This window comes from Rathayibacter sp. AC182 (genome assembly GCF_979253875.1).
This window is the reverse complement of record NZ_CEEDEK010000005.1, coordinates 74486-91263: the sequence shown is the minus strand read 5'-3', so window position 1 is coordinate 91263 and position 16778 is coordinate 74486. Positions and strand designations below refer to the sequence as shown.

Sequence of the window (16778 nt, the reverse complement as noted above, 5' to 3'; positions counted from 1 at the left end):
CGACCCCGCGGCCGCCGGGCTCGCCGAGGCGGTCCTCGGGCTCAGCCTGCGCGGCGCCGGAGCGGCCGCAGGCGACGCCGGGTTCCGCACCGAAGCCGGACACCGACCCGTCTCTGCCCCGGCAGCCGCCGCTGGGCGCGCCACGATCGCCGAGGCGGCTCGCCGCGCACCACGATCGGCACCGCCACGGCCGACGCCGCGCGGATCACGGCTCCGGAGGCGCTGCAGGAGCTGCTGCACGCACCGTCGAACGGCAGGCTCAGCGATGGGGCGAGCGGCTGGGCTACGACCGCGCGGCGATCCTCGACCGCGCCGGGCTCGCGCTTCGCCGCGAGCCGCGACCGGCTCCTCGGAGTGATGGCCTCCGAGACCGGCAAGACCATCGCCGAGGGCGATCCCCGAGGTCTCCGAGGCGATCGACTTCGCCCACTACTACGCCACCCGCGCGCGCGAGCTCGACGCGGTGACGGGCGCCACCTTCGTGCCGGCCCGCGTCACGGTCGTCGCTCCGCCGTGGAACTTCCCGGTCGCGATCCCCGCCGGCTCGGTGCTCGCGGCGCTCGCCGCGGGATCCGGAGTCGTGCTGAAGCCCGCCCCGCAGGCGCGGCGCTCGGCGGCGGTGCTCGCCGAGGCGCTCTGGGACGCCGGCGTCCCGCAGGACCTCCTCGCCCTGGTCGACCTCGACGAGGAGTCCCTGGGCCGCGCGCTGATCACGGATCCGCTCGTCGACCGCGTGATCCTCACGGGCTCGTACGACACCGCCAAGCTCTTCCGCTCGTGGCGGCCGGACCTGCACCCTGGTCGCCGAGACGAGCGGGAAGAACGCGATCGTGGTGACGCCCCACGCGGACTACGACCTCGCAGTGGCCGACATCGTGAAGAGCGCATTCGGGCACGCCGGGCGAGGTGCTCGGCCGCGTCGCTGGTGATCCTCGTCGGGTCGGTCGCCCGCTCGAAGCGGTTCCGCGCTCAGCTCGTGGACGCCGTCACCTCGCTGCGCGTGGGGTACCCCGAGGACCCGGCCTCCGTCATGGGACCGCTGATCGAGAAGCCGACCGGCAAGCTCGCGCACGCCCTCACCACGCTCGGTGCGGGGGAGTCGTGGCTCGTCGAGCCGCGGCAGCTGGACGACAGCGGTCGGCTCTGGTCGCCGGGAGTCCGCGAGGGGGTGACCGAGGACAGCTACTTCCACCTCACCGAGTTCTTCGGTCCCGTCCTCGGGATCATGCACGCGGCCACCCTCGAGGACGCGATCCGGATCCAGAACGGCACCGACTACGGGCTGACCGCCGGGCTGCACTCGCTGCACGCCGACGAGCTCGCCGTGTGGCTCGACTCCGTCGAGGCCGGCAACCTGTACGTCAACCGCGGCATCACCGGCGCGATCGTGCGCGGCAGCCGTTCGGCGGCTGGAAGCGCTCGTCGGTCGGCGGCGGCGCAGAGAGCGGGCGGCCCGAACCACCTGATCGGCCTGGGCTCGTGGAAGCCGTCGCCCGCCCGCCCGTCGTCGACGCTGCACCTGCGAGGCCTCGACGACCGGGCCCGCCAGTTCATCGAGGCGGCGCAGTCGTCGCTGCAGTTCAGTTCGACCTGCTCCGCCGCTCCGCCGCTCTCGGACCAGCTCGCCTGGGCGACCGAGTTCGGAGTGGTGACCGACATCTCGAAGGTCGGCGTCGAGCGCAACCTGTTCCGCTACCTGCGGGTGCCGATCGCGCTGCGCCTGGCCGACGAGGGCGACCTGGGGGAGCTGCTCCGCGTCATCGCCGCGGGTCTGCTCACCCGGTCGAGGATGGACGTCTCGACGTCGATCCCGCTGCCGCCGCGGGTGCTCGCGACTCGCGGGCGACGAGCTCGCCGAGATGGCGGGGCTCGTGCCCAAGGTGGTCGTCGAGTCGGACGCGCAGTGGCTCGAGCGGGCGGCGGCCGGGCGCATCACCGCGTCGCGCATCCGCATCGTCGGCGACATCGTCTCGGACCGGGTCGACGAGTACGCCGGCCCCGGGGGCGGCGCCGCGGCGTCGCCCGGATTCGACGGCGAGGAGGCGCTCGCCGCCCGCAGCGCGACGCGGTCCTTCACCGACGTGGTCACCGGCATCACCCGCGGCAGCACCGGCAAGCCGATCCCGCTGCAGCGCGCCGACGGGTCGCGGATCCCTCTCGCCTCCGCGCTCGCGGAGGCCCTCGGCGGAGTCGCCGGACGTCGCGATCCGCGAACCCCGTCACCCCGGCCGGCCGCGTCGAGCTGCTGCCCTTCCTGCGCGAGCAGGCCGTCTCGATCACCAACCACCGGTTCGGCACGCCGATCGCGCTCTCGGACGACGTGATCTGAGCGGACGGTCCGGGCGCGGTGACCCGACAGAGGTTGTCGCTGCAACGAAAGGTGTAGGGTGACGTCATGCCTCCCGGATCCCCGACGCCCGCTGCAACGCCGACGCCCGACGGATCCCCGAGCGAGCCCCGGTGGCTCACGCCCGAGCAACTGGGTGCGTGGATCCGCTTCATCGCGGTCGTCGAGCTGCTCCCAGGCGCGCTCGACCAGCAGCTCCAGCGCGACGCCGGCCTCACCCACTTCGAGTACATGACCCTCGCGATGCTCTCGGAGGCGCCCGACCGGACGCTGCGGATGACCACGCTCGCGACCCGCACGAACGCGACGCTGCCGCGGCTGTCGCACGTCGTCACCCGGCTCGTCGCGCGCGGCTACCTCGAGCGGCGGCCGTGCCCGACGGACGGGCGGGCGACCAACGCCGTCCTCACCGAGGAGGGGCTGGCGAAGCTCGTCGCGACCGCTCCCGGCCACGTGGCCGCGGTGCTCGCCGACGTGATCGACCCGCTCGACGCCGAGCAGATCCGCAGCTCGCCGACATCATGGCGCGCATGCTGACCCGTCTGGATCCCGACGGGCGCATGACGGTCGACGCCGTCCGCTCGGCGCTCGGTCCCTCTGCTGAGGACCCCGATGGAAACCGGTCCGCCGGGAGTAGCTTCCGTCATGCGCTTCTCGACGACGATGCACCAGGTCGGCCGCACCACCGGGATCGAGGTCCCGCCGAGGTGATCGCCGCCCTGGGCGGCACCCACGTCACCGCGATCGAGGGGCGGAGGCCGACGCCACCCGCGCGCGGCGCGTCGCGGGCGTCGTCGAGAAGCTCGCCGTCCCCCTCCCTCCTCTCGGGGATGACTCCGCGGCGCCGCCTGCCGAGTCCCGCACTCCACGCGCCGGAGCCTGGATAAGGTTCACCTCAGTGCCCCACGGGGGAGCACGCGAGCGCGGTGCGCGGAGTCGGGGGACGAGATGAGTGCGGTTCGACGTTGGGCTGTTCCCGATCGTGTGGATGGTGATCATCGGAGCGGCGAGCATCGCGCTCGTCAAGATCGCCTTCTTCCCGGACAGTGCGGCCGAGGCCGATCCGACCGTCCCGTCCGGCGAGCTCACCGAGCCGGTCGTGACCGTCGCCCGCGGCACCATCACCAGCGACCTCACCCTGCAGGGCTCCGTCGCCGCCGACCCGGCCGTGCCGCTCAAGGCCACCGCCGTCGGCACCGTCGACGACGTGTACATCGAGCAGGGCGCGACGGTCGCCGAGGGCGACCTCGTCTACGACATCCGCGTCGAGACCGTGCGCGACCCGGTCGAGACCACCGCGGCCGACGGCACCGTGAGCGTCTCGCAGCCGCCCCGGCGGTGCGCTTCGAGCGCGTGTACGCCGAGGCCGACGGCGTGCTCAACGCCCTCGGCGTCATCCACGACCAGGCCGTGACGGTCGGGGAGGTGACCGGCCAGGTCGCTCCGCCCCGCTTCTCCGTCACGGGATCGATCGACGCTCAGCAGCTCTACCGGATCCAGGACCGCCCCACCGAGGCGCAGGTCTCGATCACCGGAGGCCCGGCCGCGTTCACCTGCACCGGCCTCGCGATCACCACGCCGCTCGCGGGCGAGGGCACCGGAGAGGCGGCGGGCGGCGAGGCGGCTCCGACCGGCTCCGGCACGGCTTCCGCTGCCAGGTGCCCGCAGAGGTCACCGTGTTCCCCGGCCTCGCCGCTACCGTCACGCTGGCCGGCGGCCTGGCCGAGAACGTCCTGGTGGTGCCGACGACCGCCGTCGAGGGCACTGCCGAATCGAGTCGTCTTCCGGCTCGCCGAGGACGGCTCGACCGAGGAGATCCCGGTGACGCTCGGGCTCACCGACGGCTCGAGCGTCGAGATCACGGGAGGCGTGGACGAGGGCGCGGAGCTGTTGCAGTTCGTGCCGGGGGCCACCGCGAACGACGCCGCCGTCGAGGGCGGCGAGTGCGTGCAGAGCCCCGACGGCTCGGTGTTCTGCCCGTGACGATCCTCCGGCTCGAGGGGATCGGAAGGTCGTCCCGCTGCCCGACGCGCCCCCGCTGACGATCCTCGACGGCGTCGACCTCGAGGTGGGGAGGGCGATCACGTCTCGGTCGTCGGCCGCAGCGGCTCCGGCAAGTCCACGCTCCTGAACATCCTCGGCCTGATCGACGAGCCGACCGAGGGGCGGATGCTGCTCGAGGGGCGGCCGACCGAGACCCTGTCCTCGCGGGCGCGGGCGCGGATCCGCGGCGGCAGCATCGGCTTCATCTTCCAGCAGTTCAACCTGCTCGACGGCCGCACCGCCCGGGAGAACGTGATGACCCCGCTGCTCTACGCCTCCGGACGCGAGTTCTGGCGCCGCCGCGAGATCGCGGCCGAGATGCTCGAGCGCGTGGGCCTCGGGCACCGCGTCGACTCCTCGCCCGGGCGGATGTCCGGCGGCGAGCAGCAGCGCATCGCGATCGCGCGCACTGGGTGCCGTCCGCGGCTGATCCTGGCCGACGAGCCCACCGGCGCACTCGACACCGACACGGGGGAGACCGTGATGAGCCTGCTCGACGAGATCGCCCGCGAATCGGGCTCGGCTCTCGTGACCATCACGCACGACCCGGCGATCGCCTCCCGCGCCGAGCGGCACTACCGGCTCGACCGCGGCCGGCTGGACACGGCGTCCTCGGCGGGGACGCTGCACGACCCGGTCACCCGCGCACGCCGCGCCCGCGGCCGACCCCGAGGCGCGCTCTGATGGGCGGCCTGGTCGGCATCGCCGGCGCGTCGTCGAGGCGTGGACCGAGCTGCGCATCCACCGCGGCCGCGTGCTGCTCTCGCTCATCGGAGTGGCGGTCGCCGTCGCGGCGCTCACCGGAGTCGTCGCAGCCGGCGGCATCGCCCGCCAGGCGAGCATCGAGCAGGCCGAGCGCTCGGGCGGGCGACCCCGCCAGCCTCTGCGTCAGCGCCTACACGACGAGCGGCGACGGCGTCGTCGACCCCGCGGCGCTCCAGACGGCGTGGGAGACGGTGCTCGAGCGCTACGGCATCGCGTGACAGCCGCACGACCTACGGATCCGCGCGCGTGCAGTTCGCGGACGAGGCCGTGGACGTGCCCGTCACGGCGGTCGACCAGCCGTACGCCGAGATGCACCGCCTCGAGGTCGAGGAGGGCAGCTGGTTCACCGAGCGCGACGGCTCCGACTCGCTCCCGCCGTCGTCGTGAGCGAGATCTTCTGGGACCGCCTCGGGCGACCCGACCTCGCCGCGCACCCCACGGTCACCCTGCTGGGTGCCGAGCGCTACCGACCGCGGTCGTGGTGGGGGTGACCCCGGTGACCCAGTGGGAGACCGAGCCCGATGATGATGCTCGCCGACGGGTACGCGGGCGTCGCCGAGGAGCCCGCCGTCGAGGACCCGTTCGGCGGCGGAGCGATCCCGAACTACGAGATGTGGGTGCCGCTGGACATCGCGGAGCCGCTCGCCCAGGCGGTGCAGCGCGACATCGCGGCCGCACTGGGCCCGGGGATCGACGCCGACGTGAGCCGCCAGGACTACCTGACGTACGACTCGGATCCGTTCGGGGTGCTGACCTGGGTGATCGGCGGCGTCGCCGGACTGGTGCTCGCCCTCGGGGCGCTCGGGCTCCTCAACATCGCCCTCGTCACGGTGCGGCAGCGCATCCGCGAGATCGGGATCCGGCGCAGCTTCGGCGCCTCCTCCGGCCGCATCTTCTTCTCGATCATGATGGAGAGCGTGGTCGCGACGGTGGTCGCCGGCGTCGTCGGGGTGGCGATCGCTGTGATCCTCGTCACGAACCCGATCACCGTCGGCTTCATCCAGCAGAACGGCATCGAGGACATCCCGCCGTTCCCGGCGGAGGCGGCCTGCTCGGTCTCGGCGCGGCGACCCTCGTCGGGGCAGCTGGCCGGTCTCGTCCCGGCGATCGTGGCCGTCCGGGTCAAGGTCATCGACGCGATCCGGTACTGACGTGCGGGGGCGAGCGCGGCGAGGCGGCGGCGGGTCTGCTCGCGGCGGTGGTCCTCGCCCTCGTGGGCTGCACGGCGCCGCCCACGGGCTCCCAGGACGCGCTGGACGCGCTGGCGGAGCGCGTCGGCGCGGTGGAGGGTGTCGACTCCGTCACGAGCTCGCTCGACCAGGCGGACGTCGAGGACCGCCCGGACGAGTGGATCGCCGTCGTCGAGGTCGGCGCCGGAGGCGGCGACCTCCGGACCGCCTCGGCGGTGCAGGTCGCGCTCGGCGCGGGGGTCGTCGGAGCGGACCTGCGGGTGAGCATGAGCGTCGGTGCGGGGGAGGGCCTCGCCCCCGTGCACCTCGATCCTCGCCGCAGGGCGGACGTCGCTCTCGCGGAGGACCTCCGCTCGCTGCCGGTCGTCGACCGGGTCGACCTGGTCTCGGGACGGACCGCGTCGCTCACGGCGGACGCGGACCTCGCCGATGCCGTCCCCGTCATCCGTCCGCTCGCCCCGCTCCCGGACGAGCGCGGCGCGCTCTCGCTCTCGACCGGGACGAGCCTGATCGGAGTCGACGGCACGCGTCCGGCGCGGCCCTGCTCGCGCGCCTCGACCGGCTCGACGAGGACCCCGGGATCGACGAGGTGCGGACGGGCACCGGTGCTCCCCTGGCGCTCCGGGCCTCGGTCGACGTCGTCGCGGAGGACGTCCCGGCGGTCGCCGCGCTGCTCGCTGCCACGCCGGACGAGGCCGCCGACGCGGGCACGCACCCGCGGACCGCCTTCACCGTCTCGGCGCCCGGGTACGGCGGGACGACGAGCGGGTTCCTGGGGCTCCCGCTCGGCTCCGCGGGCCGGACGATCTCTCGCGGGCGGGGGAGCCGCCGGTGGATCCCTCGGAGACGGCCGAGAGGATCGCGGTGGGCGAGGCGGGCGTGCGCGCGGTCCTCGAGTCCGCCGCCGCCGCGACCGGCGTCGCCGCCGAGGTCGCCGTGCGTGTCGAGGAGTGCCCCGACGGGCGGGGGACGCGGGTGGCGGGCGGTGCGGTGGTACCCGTCTTCACGGTGTTCGACAGCCCGCAGGAGCCCTTCGACGCGATCGTCGCGCAGTGGGCCGAGGCGGGCTTCGAACAGGTCGACCGGACGATGGGCCGCGACTACTGGGCCTCGAAGGCGCGGCGTGAGAGCTCCGTCGACTCGGTGAGCATCCGCGGCACCCAGGAGGGGCTGAGTCTCACCGCGACCGCGGAGTGCGTGCGGCCGTGACGCGCAGCGCCGCAGGCCAGGGCGCCGTCGAGCGCCGCACGACGAGCTCGGGCTGGAACACGGTCTGCCGGGGATCAGCTCGGGGTCGGCGGCCTCCTCGAGCAGCACCCGCAGCGCTGTGCCACGATCGTGGTGCTCGGCTGGCGCATCGACGAAGGCGGCACGGCGGCGGCGGCGGCGAAGGCGATGTCGTCGAAGCCGATCAACGCGATCTCGTCGGGCACCAGCATCCGCCCGTTCGCGGCCGGCGGCACTGCAGCGGCCCGAGGGCGAGGAGGTCGTTCGCGGCGAAGACGGCGTCGGGGCGCTCGCGGCGGGGCCGGGACGCCAGGCGCTCGCCCGCCGCGACCCCCTCGGCCACGGTGAGCGCCGAGGTGGCGACCACCTCGATGTCGACGAGGGTCTCGCTGTCCTCCGCGGCGACCCGCGCTCCCGCCAGCCGGTCGACGACCTGGCGGATCTCGAACAGGCCGCCGACGAAGGCGAGGCGCCGCCGGCCGGTGGCGATGAGGTGGTCGACGGCCATCCGCCCACCGGCGACGTTGTCGACCGAGACCGAGCTGAAGCGCCCGTCGCCGCTGAAGCGGTCGACGAGCACGGCGGGGATGCCGCGCTCGCGCAGGCGCTCGAGCCGACGGGTGATGTCTCCGTGCGGGGAGACGAGCACGCCGCGCACCTGCTGCTCCTCGAACAGGTCGAGGTAGTGCCGCTCGCGGGCGACGTCCTGGTCGGTGTTGCCGTGCAGCACAGCGATGCCGTGGCGGGACGCCTCGTCGACGGCCCCGTGGACCACGTCGCCGAAGAACGGGTTGCGGCCGTCGAGCACGACGAAGCCGACGGTCGAGCTGACGCCGTTGCGGAGCTTGCGGGCCGCGTCGTTGCGCACGTAGCCGAGCTCCTCGATCGCGGAGTTCACCCGCACGAGGTTCTCGGCCGAGACCTCGTCCGGGCGGTTGAGCACGTTCGAGACCGTGCCCACCGAGACGCCGGCGTGCTGCGCCACGTCGCGGATGCTCGCTGCCACTGTTCCCCTCCGTCACGACCGCGCAACGAGCGGCACTGCTCGTCTTGACCGACCCGGTCGTCGTCCCTAGAGTATGCCTGAACAGCGGATGAATCGATTCAGGTTCTGACGTCCCCGTCCTCCGCGGCGGCAATCCGCCACTCCGCTCGCCCCACACCCCCTGCCCTCGACGAGGAGGCACCTCCGTGACAGACACCGCGCCCGCCCCGGCGCTCGGGCTCGCCCGGGTGGTGAAGTCCTTCGGCGCCGTCGTCGCGCTGCGCTCGGGCACCCTGACCCTGCACTCGGGCTCCATCCACGCGCTGATCGGCGAGAACGGCGCGGGCAAGTCGACGCTCGTGAAGATCATCGCCGGGGTCCACCGCCGCGACGCGGGGAGTTCCTGCTCCACGGCCGCGACGTCGACTTCACCTCGACCGCGCAGTCCAAGGCCGCCGGCGTCGCCGTGATCTACCAGGAGCCGACGCTCTTCCCCGACCTCTCGGTCACCGAGAACATCTTCATGGGCCGCCAGCCCACCGACCGCTTCGGTCGGATCGACCACCAGGCCATGCGCGCCGAGGTCGAGCAGCTCATGCGCCGGCTCGGCGTGGCGATCGATCCGGAGCGGCCCGCCGAGGCCTGCTCGATCGCCGACCAGCAGATCATCGAGATCGCGAAGGCCATCTCGCTCGACGCCTCCGTCCTGGTGATGGACGAGCCGACGGCCGCCCTCTCGGGCGTCGAGGTCGAGCGCCTCTTCGCCGTGGCGCGGAGCCTGCGCGACGAGGGCCGGGCGCTGGTGTTCATCTCGCACCGCTTCGACGAGGTCTTCGCCCTCTGCGACACGATCACCGTGATGCGCGACGGCTCGTACATCGCGACGACGCCGACCACCGAGGCCACGATCGACGGGATCGTGCGCCAGATGGTGGGCCGCGACGTGACCGAACTGTTCCCGAAGCAGCCGGCCGAGATCGGCGAGGTCGTCCTCGCGGTCCAGGGCCTCACCCAGCCGGGCGTCTTCCACGACATCTCGTTCACCGTGCGCGCGGGCGAGATCGTCGGTCTCGCCGGGCTCGTGGGCGCCGGTCGCGGCGAGGTCGCCCGGGCGGTCTTCGGAGTGGACCCGTACCAGAGCGGCACCGTCACGCTGAACGGGGCCCCGCTGCCCCCGGCGCGACCCGGCCGGTGCGATGCGCGCCGGGGTCGCCCTCGTGCTCGAGGACCGCCGCAAGCAGGGCCTGGTGCTCGACGCCTCCGTCTCGAACAACATCACCACGGCGATCCGCCGCGGCCTGACGAAGGGCGGCCTGCTCACCCGCGGAGCCGAGAACTCGGCGGCGCGGATCTGGGCCGGGCGCCTCGAGGTGAAGACCAACGCGCTCGACACGGTCGCCGGCACCCTCTCGGGCGGCAACCAGCAGAAGGTCGTCCTGGGCAAGTGGCTCGCCACGAACCCGAAGGTGCTGATCATCGACGAGCCCACCCGCGGCATCGACGTCGGCACCAAGTCCGAGGTGCCGGCTGCTCTCGCAGCTCGCGGGCGAGGGCATGGCGATCCTCATGATCTCCTCCGAGCTGCCCGAGGTGCTGGGCATGGCCGACCGCGTCCTGGTGATGCGCGAGGGCCGCCTGACCGGCGAGCTGCCGCGCGCCGAGGCGACCAGCGAGGCCGTCATGCTCGCCGCGACCGGCGGCACCGGCGCGATCGCCGCCGATCCGACCGCCGCGGGCACGTCCGCCCGCGGCACAGAAGGGAGCGCCAGCACGAGCGCCGCCACGACCACCGGACCGCGGACGGGCCGGCCGACGCCCTCCTCGGGCGGACTCTCCCGCGGACTCCGCGGCTTCGCGACGGCGCGCGAGACCGAGCATCCTGCTCGCCATCGTGCTGCTCGTCGCGGTGACGACGGTGAAGAACCCGTCCTTCCTCTTCTCGCCCGACGGCTGGCGCGACCTGCTGCTGACGCCGTCGATCCTGGTGCTCGTGGCCGTGGGCCAGGCGATCGTGGTGATCACCCGCAGCGTCGACCTCTCGGTCGGCTCGATCCTCGGGCTCACCGCGTACCTCACCGGCCGGCTCTTCCTCGACGTGCCGGGTCTGCCGATCATCGTCGTCTTCGTCGCGGGGATCCTCTTCGGGTCGCTGCTGGGCACTCGTCAACGGCGCGCTGGTCGCCTTCGCGAAGGTGCCCGCGCTGGTCGCCACCCTCGGCACGCTGTACGCCCTGCCGCGGCATCAACGTGGCCTGGGCGGGCAGCGACCGCGTGAACGCCTCCGACATGCCGAAGGACTTCCTGGCGCTGGGCACGGGGCAGATCCTCACCATCCCGATCCTCACGATCATCGCGCTCGTGGTGCTGGTCGTCGCCGGGTACTGCATGCGCAACCTGCGGGCGGGGCGCGAGTTCTACGCCATCGGCTCCGAGCCGGACGCGGCCCGCCTCTACGGCCTGCCGGTCACCCGGCGGATCCTCACCGCCTTCGTGCTGAGCGGCGCGCTGACCGGTCTCGCCGGCGTGCTGTACGCGAGCCCGCTACGGCGCAGATCGACTCGCAGGCCGGCTCCGGCTGGGGGCTCGACGCCGTGGGCGCGGCGGTCATCCGGAGGCGTCGCGATCTTCGGCGGCTCCGGAACCGCGGTCTGGGGGCGGCGCTCGGCGCGGTCCTGCTCCTGACCGTCAGCCGGGCCCTCCCGATCCTGGGCGTGCAGGACTTCACCGGCAGCGCGCCGTCGTCGGCGTCCTCATCATCGGCGCGATCGTGCTCGACCGCGTCCTCTCGATCCGGCAGTCCCGCCGGCTCCTGGCAGAAAGGGACGACGCGCGATGAAGCTCTCTCCGACCGAGACGACCGCCGTGCACGCACGGCGCGGACCTACCGCGACTACGGTCACGGATCCACTCCGCCGCATCCTGCTCGCCCGCGAGACCGCGGAAATCATCGCGCTGCTGGTGCTCGTGGTGCTCGTCGCCTCCGCCACCGTGCGGAACTTCGACCGCCCGATCACGGTGACCTACCTCCTCACTGGACATCGCCCCCGTGCTGCTGATCGCCCTGCCGATGACGCTGATCATCGTGACGGGCGAGATCGTGCCCTCTCCGTCGCCTCGACGGTCGGGCTGGCGAGCGTAGCTGACCGGCATCCTCACCCAGGCGGGCGCTCCGTTCGCGGTGGCCGCGCTCGTAGCTCTGCTGGCGGGCGCCGTGGGAGGAGCGCTGAACGGGTTCCTGATCACGGTGGTCGGCCTGCCGTCGCTGGCTGCGCTGACCATCGGCACGCTCGCGCTGTACCGCGGGCTCGCCGTCGGACTGCTGGGGACCACGGCGGTCACCGACTTCCCCGAGTTCTGGACCGACCTCGCGACGTCCAAGATCGGCGACTCCCCGATCCCGAGCGGAGTCGTCGTGCCGATCGTCGATCCTGGCGATCGTGTTCTGCGGTGCTGCCTGCACTTCACGTCCTTCGGCCGCGCGGGATCTACGCGATCGGCCTGAACGGCGAAGGCCTCGACCTTCTCGGGCGTGAACGTGAACCGGACGAAGTTCGTCCTGTTCCTGCTCTCGGGCGTGGTGTCGGCGTTCGCCGGCGTCTACTTCACCCTGCGCTACGGCTCGGCTCGCGGCGACAGCGCGACGGGCCTCGAGCTCCAGGTGATCGCCGCGGTGCTGCTCGGCGGGGTCTCGATCTTCGGCGGTCGCGGTGCTCTGCACGGAGTCCTCGCCGGCGTCGTGCTGATCGGGATCCTCGCCGGCGCACTGCGACTGGCCAGCGTCACTGCTCCGACGTCCACATCAGCATCATCACCGGAGTGCTCCTCGGTGTTCTCGGTGGTGTCCACCAGCCTCCTCGGCTGGGTGCAGGAAGAAGCGCACCCGGCCCGGGACACCCCGATCGGCCCCGGGCCCGCGCCCGTAGTGACCGATCCGCACCGACAGCACCTCCCGCACCGGGCCGGCAGGAGGCGGTTTCCCGCACTCCGATCGAAAGGACGAAACGATGACGTTTCCCACGAAGGGCCGCGCGCTCCGGCGCCTGGGCTCCGTGACGGCAGCGGCGGTGGCGTTCGCGCTCGTCGCGACCGGCTGCTCCGCCATGGCGGCTCCGACTCCGGCTCCGGCTCCGAGGGTGGAGGCGACGCGAACTACGCGATCACCGTCCTCCCCAAGGACCTACGGCAACGCGTACTTCGACACCTCCGACGCCGGAGGCGAGAAGGCGATCGAGGAGTTCGGCGGCACGTACGCCGAGGTCGGGCCGTCGGAGGCGACCCCCGACGCGCAGGTCTCCTACATCAACACGCTCTCCGCAGCAGGGCGCCCGGAGCGATCGTGCTCCTCGGCGAACGACCCGAAGGCGATCTGCACCCGCGATGCGCTGAACGAGGCCCGCGACAACGACGTGAAGGTGGTCACCTTCGACTCCGACACGAACGCCGACTGCCGCGACCTCTACATCAACCAGGCCACCGCCGAGGAGATCGCCAAGGCGCAGGTCGACCTGATCACCGAGCAGATCGGCGACTCCGGCGAGATCGCGATCCTGTCCGGCTTCGGCGAAGGCGCCACGAACCAGAACGCGTGGATCGAGCTGATGACCGAGGAGCTCGGGGCGAAGACCACCCCGACGTGACCCTCGTCGACACCGTCTACGGCGACGACGACGACCAGACCTCGTTCGACAAGACGGCGGCGCTGCTGCAGTCGCACCCCGACCTCAAGGGCATCGTCTCGCCCGACGGCCAAGGCGCCGCGGCGGCCGCGCGCTACCTCTCGACCTCGGACTACAAGGGGAAGGTCGCGCTGACCGGTCTCGGCACGCCGAACCAGATGCGCGAGTACGTCGAGGACGGCACCGTCACGGCGTTCGCGCTGTGGAACCCCGGGAGACCTCGGCTACCTCGCTGCCTACGCCGCGAAGGCCCTGATCGACGGCGACATCTGCCGGCGAGACCGGCGACTCGTTCGAGGCGGGCGACCTGGGCACGTTCGAGGTGGGCGAGGACGCGACCGTGCTCCTCGGCGACCCGTTCGCCGTGGCCGACGGCCGAAGAACATCGCGGACACCGACTTCTGAGTCGCATCTGCACTGCGGGCCCTCGCCTGATCACTCGGATCGGCGGGGGCCCGTTCTCGTCGGCCAGGTCCGCTCTCGTCAGCCCAGCGTGATCAGGAGCTCGTCACCGTCGGGGCCGACCAGGGCGATCGGAGTAGTGCGCGATGCGGGGGAGCCCCTCGGTCGTCGGGCTGTCGTGCCCGCCGACGACGACGGTAGCGCGCATCCCGGCGGCGAGCCCCGAGCGGATGCCCGCCTCGGCGTCCTCGAAGACGACGGCGTCCGCGGCTGAGACGCCCAGGCGCTCGGCGGCGGCCAGGTATCCGTCGGGGGCGGGCTTGCCGCGCAGCACGTCGTCTGCCGTGACGTTGACCACGTCGGGGGAGCGGGCACCCCGGCGGCCATAGCGAGGCCGGCCGGCAGCGAGGGCGGGGCTCGCCGAGGTGACGAGTGCGACGCAGGGGCGGGGCAGCGCCGCGAGGAACGCGACCGCGCCGGGGATCTCGACGGTCCCCTCCGTGTGCTCGAGCTCGTACGCGTTCAGCTCGGCGACGATCGCGGCGACGTCGCTGCCGGGCAGGGCGAAGCGGCGCACGCTGTCCTCGGCGCGCACCCGGTACGCCGAGGCGAGGATCATCGCGCGGTCCAGGCCGAAGCGGTCCGGCGAAGTCGCGCCAGGATGGTCTCGACGACCGCGGTCGAGTCGACCAGCGTCCCGTCCATGTCGAAGAGGGCGGCGCGGGCGCGGATCAGGTGCGGCATGCGTCCATCCTGGCCCAGGCCGGACGCGGGGCTCAGACCAGCCGGTTCTCGTAGGCGTGCACGACGATCTGCACGCGGCTGCGCAGCCCCAGCTTCACCAGGACGCTGCGCACGTGGGTCTTCACCGTGGCCTCGCTGATGAAGGAGGCGCTCGCGATCGCCGCGTTGCCGAGCCCCTTGGCGACGAGTGCGTAGATCTCCGCTCGCGCGGGAAGCGCGGCGAGCACTCCTCCGCCCGGCGCTCGCCGTGCGCGCCGGCGAAGCGGCGCGCGACGCGCCGGCGTCGACGGGCGGGGCGTCGCCGACCGCCACGGCGCGGACCGTCGCGAGCAGCTGCTCCGGAGTCGCGTCCTTGGTGAGGAAGGCGGCGGCGCCCGCGCGGAGCGAGCGGAACCACGGCCTCCTCCTGCCGGAAGGTGGTGAGGACGACGACCTGCGGGCCTCCGGTCCGCTCGGCGCCCTCGCCGCCGGTGATGCGCCGCGTGGCCTCGAGGCCGTCGAGCAGCGGCATGCGGATGTCCATGAGCACGACGTCGGGCTGCTCGGCGGCGGCCGGCGCCACTCCCGCCTCCCCGTCGGAGGCGGTGCCGGCGAGACGAGATCCGGCTGCGACTCGATCAGCATGCGCAGACCGTGCACGAACAGCTCCTGGTCGTCGACGAGCGCGACGCGGACGGCCGCGCTCATGCGGCGACCCCCTCCGCGAGACCCCGTGCGGTCGCGGTCGTGGGGAGGAACGCGGTGACGAGGAACGAGCCGCTCCGGATCTAGGCCGGCGCTCAGCCAGCCGCCCGCCAGCCGGGCGCGGTGCTCCATCCCGGCGAGGCCGAAGCCGCGGTGGGCGGAGCGGGCCGCGGGCGCGGCGTCGCCCGGGCGGCTCGGGACGGTGAGCAGGAGCCCGGGTCCGTCCCAGGCGAGGGAGACGGAGGCGACAGGGTCGGTGCCGCCGTGCTTGAGCACGTTCGTCAGGCTCTCCTGCACGATGCGGTGCACGGCGAGCTCCTGCGCGGGGTGAGACCGCCGCGCTCGCCGAGCTCCCGCAGCTCGACGTGCACCCCCGTGCCCTCGAAGCGGCGGACGAGATCGGCGAGGTCGGACAGTCCGGGCTGGGGCCGGTCGGTCTCGTCGGTGAGCCCCTCGATCAGGCCGCGCAGGTCGACCAGGGCCGACCGGGACGTCTCGGCGATGCGCAGGAGTGAGGAGTCGGTCGACTCGGGATCCGTGCGGCGGAGGAACCGGGAGCCGTCGGCCAGCGCGATCACGACGGCGAGGGAGTGCGCGAGCACGTCGTGCACCTCCTGGGCGATCTCGGTGCGCTCCTTGAGCGCCCGCAGCTCGTAGCCCGCGATGAGGAGCTCGCGCTCGGTGAGCTCGATCCGCTCGTCCGCCGCCTCGTTCCTCGCGGCGAGGCTCAGCGCCGTGCCCGCGCTCCACGAGACCGCCCAGAGCAGGGCGTGCACGGCGGCGCAGGGCCGCTCGCCCAGCCGAGCGCGAGAGCGGGTGGTCCCACGTCTCGCCGATGCCGATCCAGCTCAGCCAGCCGCCGGAGTAGACGAGGGAGAAGCCGACGGCCGTCGCCCAGACCGCCCCGGTGAGCAGACCGACCCAGCGGAGCCGGGCGGGTCCGGACCGGGCGACGGACGAAGGCCACCACGAGGGAGCCCTCGAGGATCGGCCAGGTCGTCGATCCGGCGAGCGCGAGAACCGGTCAGGTGCACGAGGGGGACCGCGGCCACGAGTCCCAGGGCGAGCGCCGGGCGGGCGATGCACAGCGCGATCGCGATCGCGATGGGCACGAGGACCACGGCGAGGTCGAGCATCTGCCGGGCGGTCGCGAGGCGGCCGATCTCGGCGGACCACCAGAACGCGGCGAACAGCGCGCCGAGCGCCAGTGGAGCGAGCAGGAGGAGGGAGCGGCGGCGGCTGGACATGGCCTCACCGTAGGCGAGCCCCGCGGCCCCGCGACACGATCGCGCGGCGATCTCCTCCCTCGTGATGAGGCGCCGCCCTCCGCCCGCTCATCGGCGTCCTCATCCGGATGCTCGCCGCCCGTGCTCAGGCGCCCCGGGACCGGGCGACGCTACCCTTCAGGAGGAATGCGGGCACGGCGCCCGGAGGGGAGCGGAGAACGCGATGAGCGACGAGAACGAGCGCACGGCGGCCGAGTCGACCGCGGGCGGAGGCGAGGCCGGGGCCTCGTCCGGACCGCGCGCCGGCTGGTACCCCGACCCCGCCGGATCCCCGCGCAGCTGGTGGGACGGTACCGGCTGGACCGAGTCGCTGCGCGACGCTCCAGCCGCGACGCCCGTCGCCCCCGTTCCTCCTGTCGCTCCGCGGCGCCCGTCGCTCCGCCGGCGCCGCCGCTCTACGGCCAGACCTCCAGCGGGCAGCCGACGAGC

At 73.4% G+C, this 16778-nt stretch carries 23 protein-coding genes and 6 pseudogenes; 20 read left to right on the top strand and 9 right to left on the bottom strand.

Going from position 1 to position 16778, the window contains the following annotated elements; translation table 11 throughout:
• Positions 1-394 precede the first annotated feature (394 nt).
• From AC0CII_RS10485 to AC0CII_RS10440, 10 genes and pseudogenes are all read left to right on the top strand, one after another.
• Positions 395-706: pseudogene (locus AC0CII_RS10485) on the top strand (aldehyde dehydrogenase family protein); the annotation flags it as partial.
• A 124-nt stretch (positions 707-830) separates the two neighbouring features.
• Positions 831-929 (top strand): hypothetical protein, encoded by a 99-nt coding sequence (locus tag AC0CII_RS10480; protein ID WP_465229388.1) that lies wholly within the window; start codon positions 831-833, stop codon positions 927-929.
• Positions 926-1330 (top strand): annotated as a pseudogene (locus AC0CII_RS10475) (aldehyde dehydrogenase family protein); the annotation flags it as partial. The gene AC0CII_RS10480 and the pseudogene AC0CII_RS10475, both read left to right, overlap by 4 nt.
• Before the next feature lie 1065 nt (positions 1331-2395).
• The gene (locus AC0CII_RS10470; protein WP_465229387.1) at positions 2396-2884 is read left to right on the top strand and encodes a MarR family winged helix-turn-helix transcriptional regulator; all 489 of its coding nucleotides are present in this window, start codon (positions 2396-2398) and stop codon (positions 2882-2884) included.
• A 415-nt stretch (positions 2885-3299) separates the two neighbouring features.
• Positions 3300-3761 (top strand): hypothetical protein, encoded by a 462-nt coding sequence (locus AC0CII_RS10465; RefSeq protein ID WP_465229386.1) that lies wholly within the window; start codon positions 3300-3302, stop codon positions 3759-3761.
• Entirely contained in the window at positions 3701-4330 is a 630-nt protein-coding gene (locus tag AC0CII_RS10460; RefSeq protein ID WP_465229385.1) for a hypothetical protein, read from the top strand. Before AC0CII_RS10465 ends, AC0CII_RS10460 begins: the two co-directional genes overlap by 61 nt.
• Before the next feature lie 144 nt (positions 4331-4474).
• Positions 4475-5074, top strand: coding sequence for an ABC transporter ATP-binding protein (locus AC0CII_RS10455; protein WP_465230869.1), 600 nt, complete (start codon positions 4475-4477; stop codon positions 5072-5074).
• Entirely contained in the window at positions 5074-5373 is a 300-nt protein-coding gene (locus AC0CII_RS10450; RefSeq protein WP_465229384.1) for a hypothetical protein, read from the top strand. Before AC0CII_RS10455 ends, AC0CII_RS10450 begins: the two co-directional genes overlap by 1 nt.
• Positions 5374-5401: 28 nt before the next feature.
• Positions 5402-5542, top strand: coding sequence for a hypothetical protein (locus AC0CII_RS10445; protein WP_465229383.1), 141 nt, complete (start codon positions 5402-5404; stop codon positions 5540-5542).
• A 134-nt stretch (positions 5543-5676) separates the two neighbouring features.
• Positions 5677-6306: an ABC transporter permease gene (locus tag AC0CII_RS10440; RefSeq protein ID WP_465229382.1), complete on the top strand. Its 630-nt coding sequence runs from the start codon at positions 5677-5679 to the stop codon at positions 6304-6306.
• Here AC0CII_RS10440 and AC0CII_RS10435 read toward each other — a convergent pair.
• Positions 6284-7060 (bottom strand): hypothetical protein, encoded by a 777-nt coding sequence (locus tag AC0CII_RS10435; RefSeq protein WP_465229381.1) that lies wholly within the window; start codon positions 7058-7060, stop codon positions 6284-6286. The genes AC0CII_RS10440 and AC0CII_RS10435 overlap by 23 nt on opposite strands.
• Positions 7061-7176: 116 nt before the next feature.
• Between AC0CII_RS10435 and AC0CII_RS10430 the strand changes: the two genes are divergently transcribed.
• Positions 7177-7554, top strand: coding sequence for a hypothetical protein (locus tag AC0CII_RS10430; RefSeq protein WP_465229380.1), 378 nt, complete (start codon positions 7177-7179; stop codon positions 7552-7554).
• 74 nt (positions 7555-7628) lie between these two features.
• On the opposite strand, the gene AC0CII_RS10425 is transcribed toward AC0CII_RS10430, so the two are convergent.
• Together AC0CII_RS10425 and AC0CII_RS10420 are read right to left on the bottom strand one after the other, a co-directional pair.
• Entirely contained in the window at positions 7629-7784 is a 156-nt protein-coding gene (locus AC0CII_RS10425) for a hypothetical protein (protein ID WP_465229379.1), read from the bottom strand.
• A complete protein-coding gene (locus AC0CII_RS10420; protein WP_465229378.1) occupies positions 7757-8578 on the bottom strand; it encodes a LacI family DNA-binding transcriptional regulator in 822 nt (273 codons plus the stop codon). The genes AC0CII_RS10425 and AC0CII_RS10420 overlap by 28 nt, the downstream gene beginning before the upstream one ends.
• Before the next feature lie 185 nt (positions 8579-8763).
• On the opposite strand from AC0CII_RS10420, the pseudogene AC0CII_RS10415 reads away from it, so the two are divergent.
• From AC0CII_RS10415 to AC0CII_RS10380, 8 genes and pseudogenes are all read left to right on the top strand, one after another.
• Positions 8764-9674, top strand: a pseudogene (locus AC0CII_RS10415) (sugar ABC transporter ATP-binding protein); the annotation flags it as partial.
• A 79-nt stretch (positions 9675-9753) separates the two neighbouring features.
• On the top strand, positions 9754-10467 hold the full coding sequence (locus tag AC0CII_RS10410) for an ATP-binding cassette domain-containing protein (protein ID WP_465229377.1): 714 nt from the start codon (positions 9754-9756) through the stop codon (positions 10465-10467).
• Positions 10449-10832 carry an ABC transporter permease subunit gene (locus AC0CII_RS10405; RefSeq protein WP_465229376.1) on the top strand — a complete coding sequence of 128 codons (384 nt, stop codon included), beginning with the start codon at positions 10449-10451 and terminating at the stop codon, positions 10830-10832. Before AC0CII_RS10410 ends, AC0CII_RS10405 begins: the two co-directional genes overlap by 19 nt.
• A gap of 11 nt (positions 10833-10843) precedes the next feature.
• Positions 10844-11239 carry an ABC transporter permease subunit gene (locus AC0CII_RS10400; protein WP_465229375.1) on the top strand — a complete coding sequence of 132 codons (396 nt, stop codon included), beginning with the start codon at positions 10844-10846 and terminating at the stop codon, positions 11237-11239.
• Entirely contained in the window at positions 11149-11613 is a 465-nt protein-coding gene (locus AC0CII_RS10395; protein WP_465229374.1) for a hypothetical protein, read from the top strand. The genes AC0CII_RS10400 and AC0CII_RS10395 overlap by 91 nt, the downstream gene beginning before the upstream one ends.
• 122 nt (positions 11614-11735) lie before the next feature.
• Positions 11736-12059, top strand: a complete 324-nt coding sequence (locus AC0CII_RS10390; protein WP_465229373.1) for a hypothetical protein — start codon at positions 11736-11738, stop codon at positions 12057-12059.
• Between the two features lie 27 nt (positions 12060-12086).
• A pseudogene (locus AC0CII_RS10385) lies at positions 12087-12329 on the top strand (ABC transporter permease subunit); the annotation flags it as partial.
• Positions 12330-12561: 232 nt separating this feature from the next.
• Positions 12562-13730, top strand: a pseudogene (locus tag AC0CII_RS10380) (substrate-binding domain-containing protein).
• 11 nt (positions 13731-13741) lie between these two features.
• Here the strand turns inward: AC0CII_RS10380 and AC0CII_RS10375 are convergent.
• The 6 genes from AC0CII_RS10375 to AC0CII_RS10350 form a co-directional block, all read right to left on the bottom strand.
• Positions 13742-14254 carry an HAD-IA family hydrolase gene (locus tag AC0CII_RS10375; RefSeq protein WP_465229372.1) on the bottom strand — a complete coding sequence of 171 codons (513 nt, stop codon included), beginning with the start codon at positions 14252-14254 and terminating at the stop codon, positions 13742-13744.
• Positions 14251-14379: a hypothetical protein gene (locus AC0CII_RS10370; protein ID WP_465229371.1), complete on the bottom strand. Its 129-nt coding sequence runs from the start codon at positions 14377-14379 to the stop codon at positions 14251-14253. Before AC0CII_RS10370 ends, AC0CII_RS10375 begins: the two co-directional genes overlap by 4 nt.
• A gap of 32 nt (positions 14380-14411) precedes the next feature.
• Positions 14412-14519 (bottom strand): LuxR C-terminal-related transcriptional regulator, encoded by a 108-nt coding sequence (locus AC0CII_RS10365; protein ID WP_465230868.1) that lies wholly within the window; start codon positions 14517-14519, stop codon positions 14412-14414.
• Complete coding sequence (locus tag AC0CII_RS10360; protein WP_465230867.1) at positions 14501-14908, bottom strand: hypothetical protein; 408 nt, start codon at positions 14906-14908, stop codon at positions 14501-14503. The genes AC0CII_RS10365 and AC0CII_RS10360 overlap by 19 nt, the downstream gene beginning before the upstream one ends.
• Before the next feature lie 436 nt (positions 14909-15344).
• The gene (locus AC0CII_RS10355) at positions 15345-15839 is read right to left on the bottom strand and encodes a sensor histidine kinase (RefSeq protein ID WP_465229370.1); all 495 of its coding nucleotides are present in this window, start codon (positions 15837-15839) and stop codon (positions 15345-15347) included.
• Between the two features lie 72 nt (positions 15840-15911).
• Complete coding sequence (locus AC0CII_RS10350; RefSeq protein WP_465229369.1) at positions 15912-16310, bottom strand: hypothetical protein; 399 nt, start codon at positions 16308-16310, stop codon at positions 15912-15914.
• Between the two features lie 64 nt (positions 16311-16374).
• Between AC0CII_RS10350 and AC0CII_RS10345 the strand changes: the two are divergent.
• Positions 16375-16674: pseudogene (locus AC0CII_RS10345) on the top strand (DUF2510 domain-containing protein); the annotation flags it as partial.
• Positions 16675-16778 lie beyond the last annotated feature (104 nt).

Excerpts from the sequence above, each read along its gene's own strand:
- AC0CII_RS10410 (WP_465229377.1), top strand. The coding sequence starts at position 9,754 with ATGCGCGCCGGGGTCGCCCTCGTGCTCGAGGACCGCCGCAAGCAGGGC.
- AC0CII_RS10440 (WP_465229382.1), top strand. The coding sequence starts at position 5,677 with ATGATGATGCTCGCCGACGGGTACGCGGGCGTCGCCGAGGAGCCCGCC.
- AC0CII_RS10450 (WP_465229384.1), top strand. The coding sequence starts at position 5,074 with ATGGGCGGCCTGGTCGGCATCGCCGGCGCGTCGTCGAGGCGTGGACCG.
- AC0CII_RS10400 (WP_465229375.1), top strand. The coding sequence starts at position 10,844 with ATGCCGAAGGACTTCCTGGCGCTGGGCACGGGGCAGATCCTCACCATC.
- AC0CII_RS10375 (WP_465229372.1), bottom strand. The coding sequence starts at position 14,254 with ATGATCCTCGCCTCGGCGTACCGGGTGCGCGCCGAGGACAGCGTGCGC.
- AC0CII_RS10350 (WP_465229369.1), bottom strand. The coding sequence starts at position 16,310 with ATGTCCAGCCGCCGCCGCTCCCTCCTCCTGCTCGCTCCACTGGCGCTC.
- AC0CII_RS10425 (WP_465229379.1), bottom strand. The coding sequence starts at position 7,784 with ATGCTGGTGCCCGACGAGATCGCGTTGATCGGCTTCGACGACATCGCC.
- AC0CII_RS10370 (WP_465229371.1), bottom strand. The coding sequence starts at position 14,379 with ATGCCGCACCTGATCCGCGCCCGCGCCGCCCTCTTCGACATGGACGGG.
- AC0CII_RS10470 (WP_465229387.1), top strand. The coding sequence starts at position 2,396 with ATGCCTCCCGGATCCCCGACGCCCGCTGCAACGCCGACGCCCGACGGA.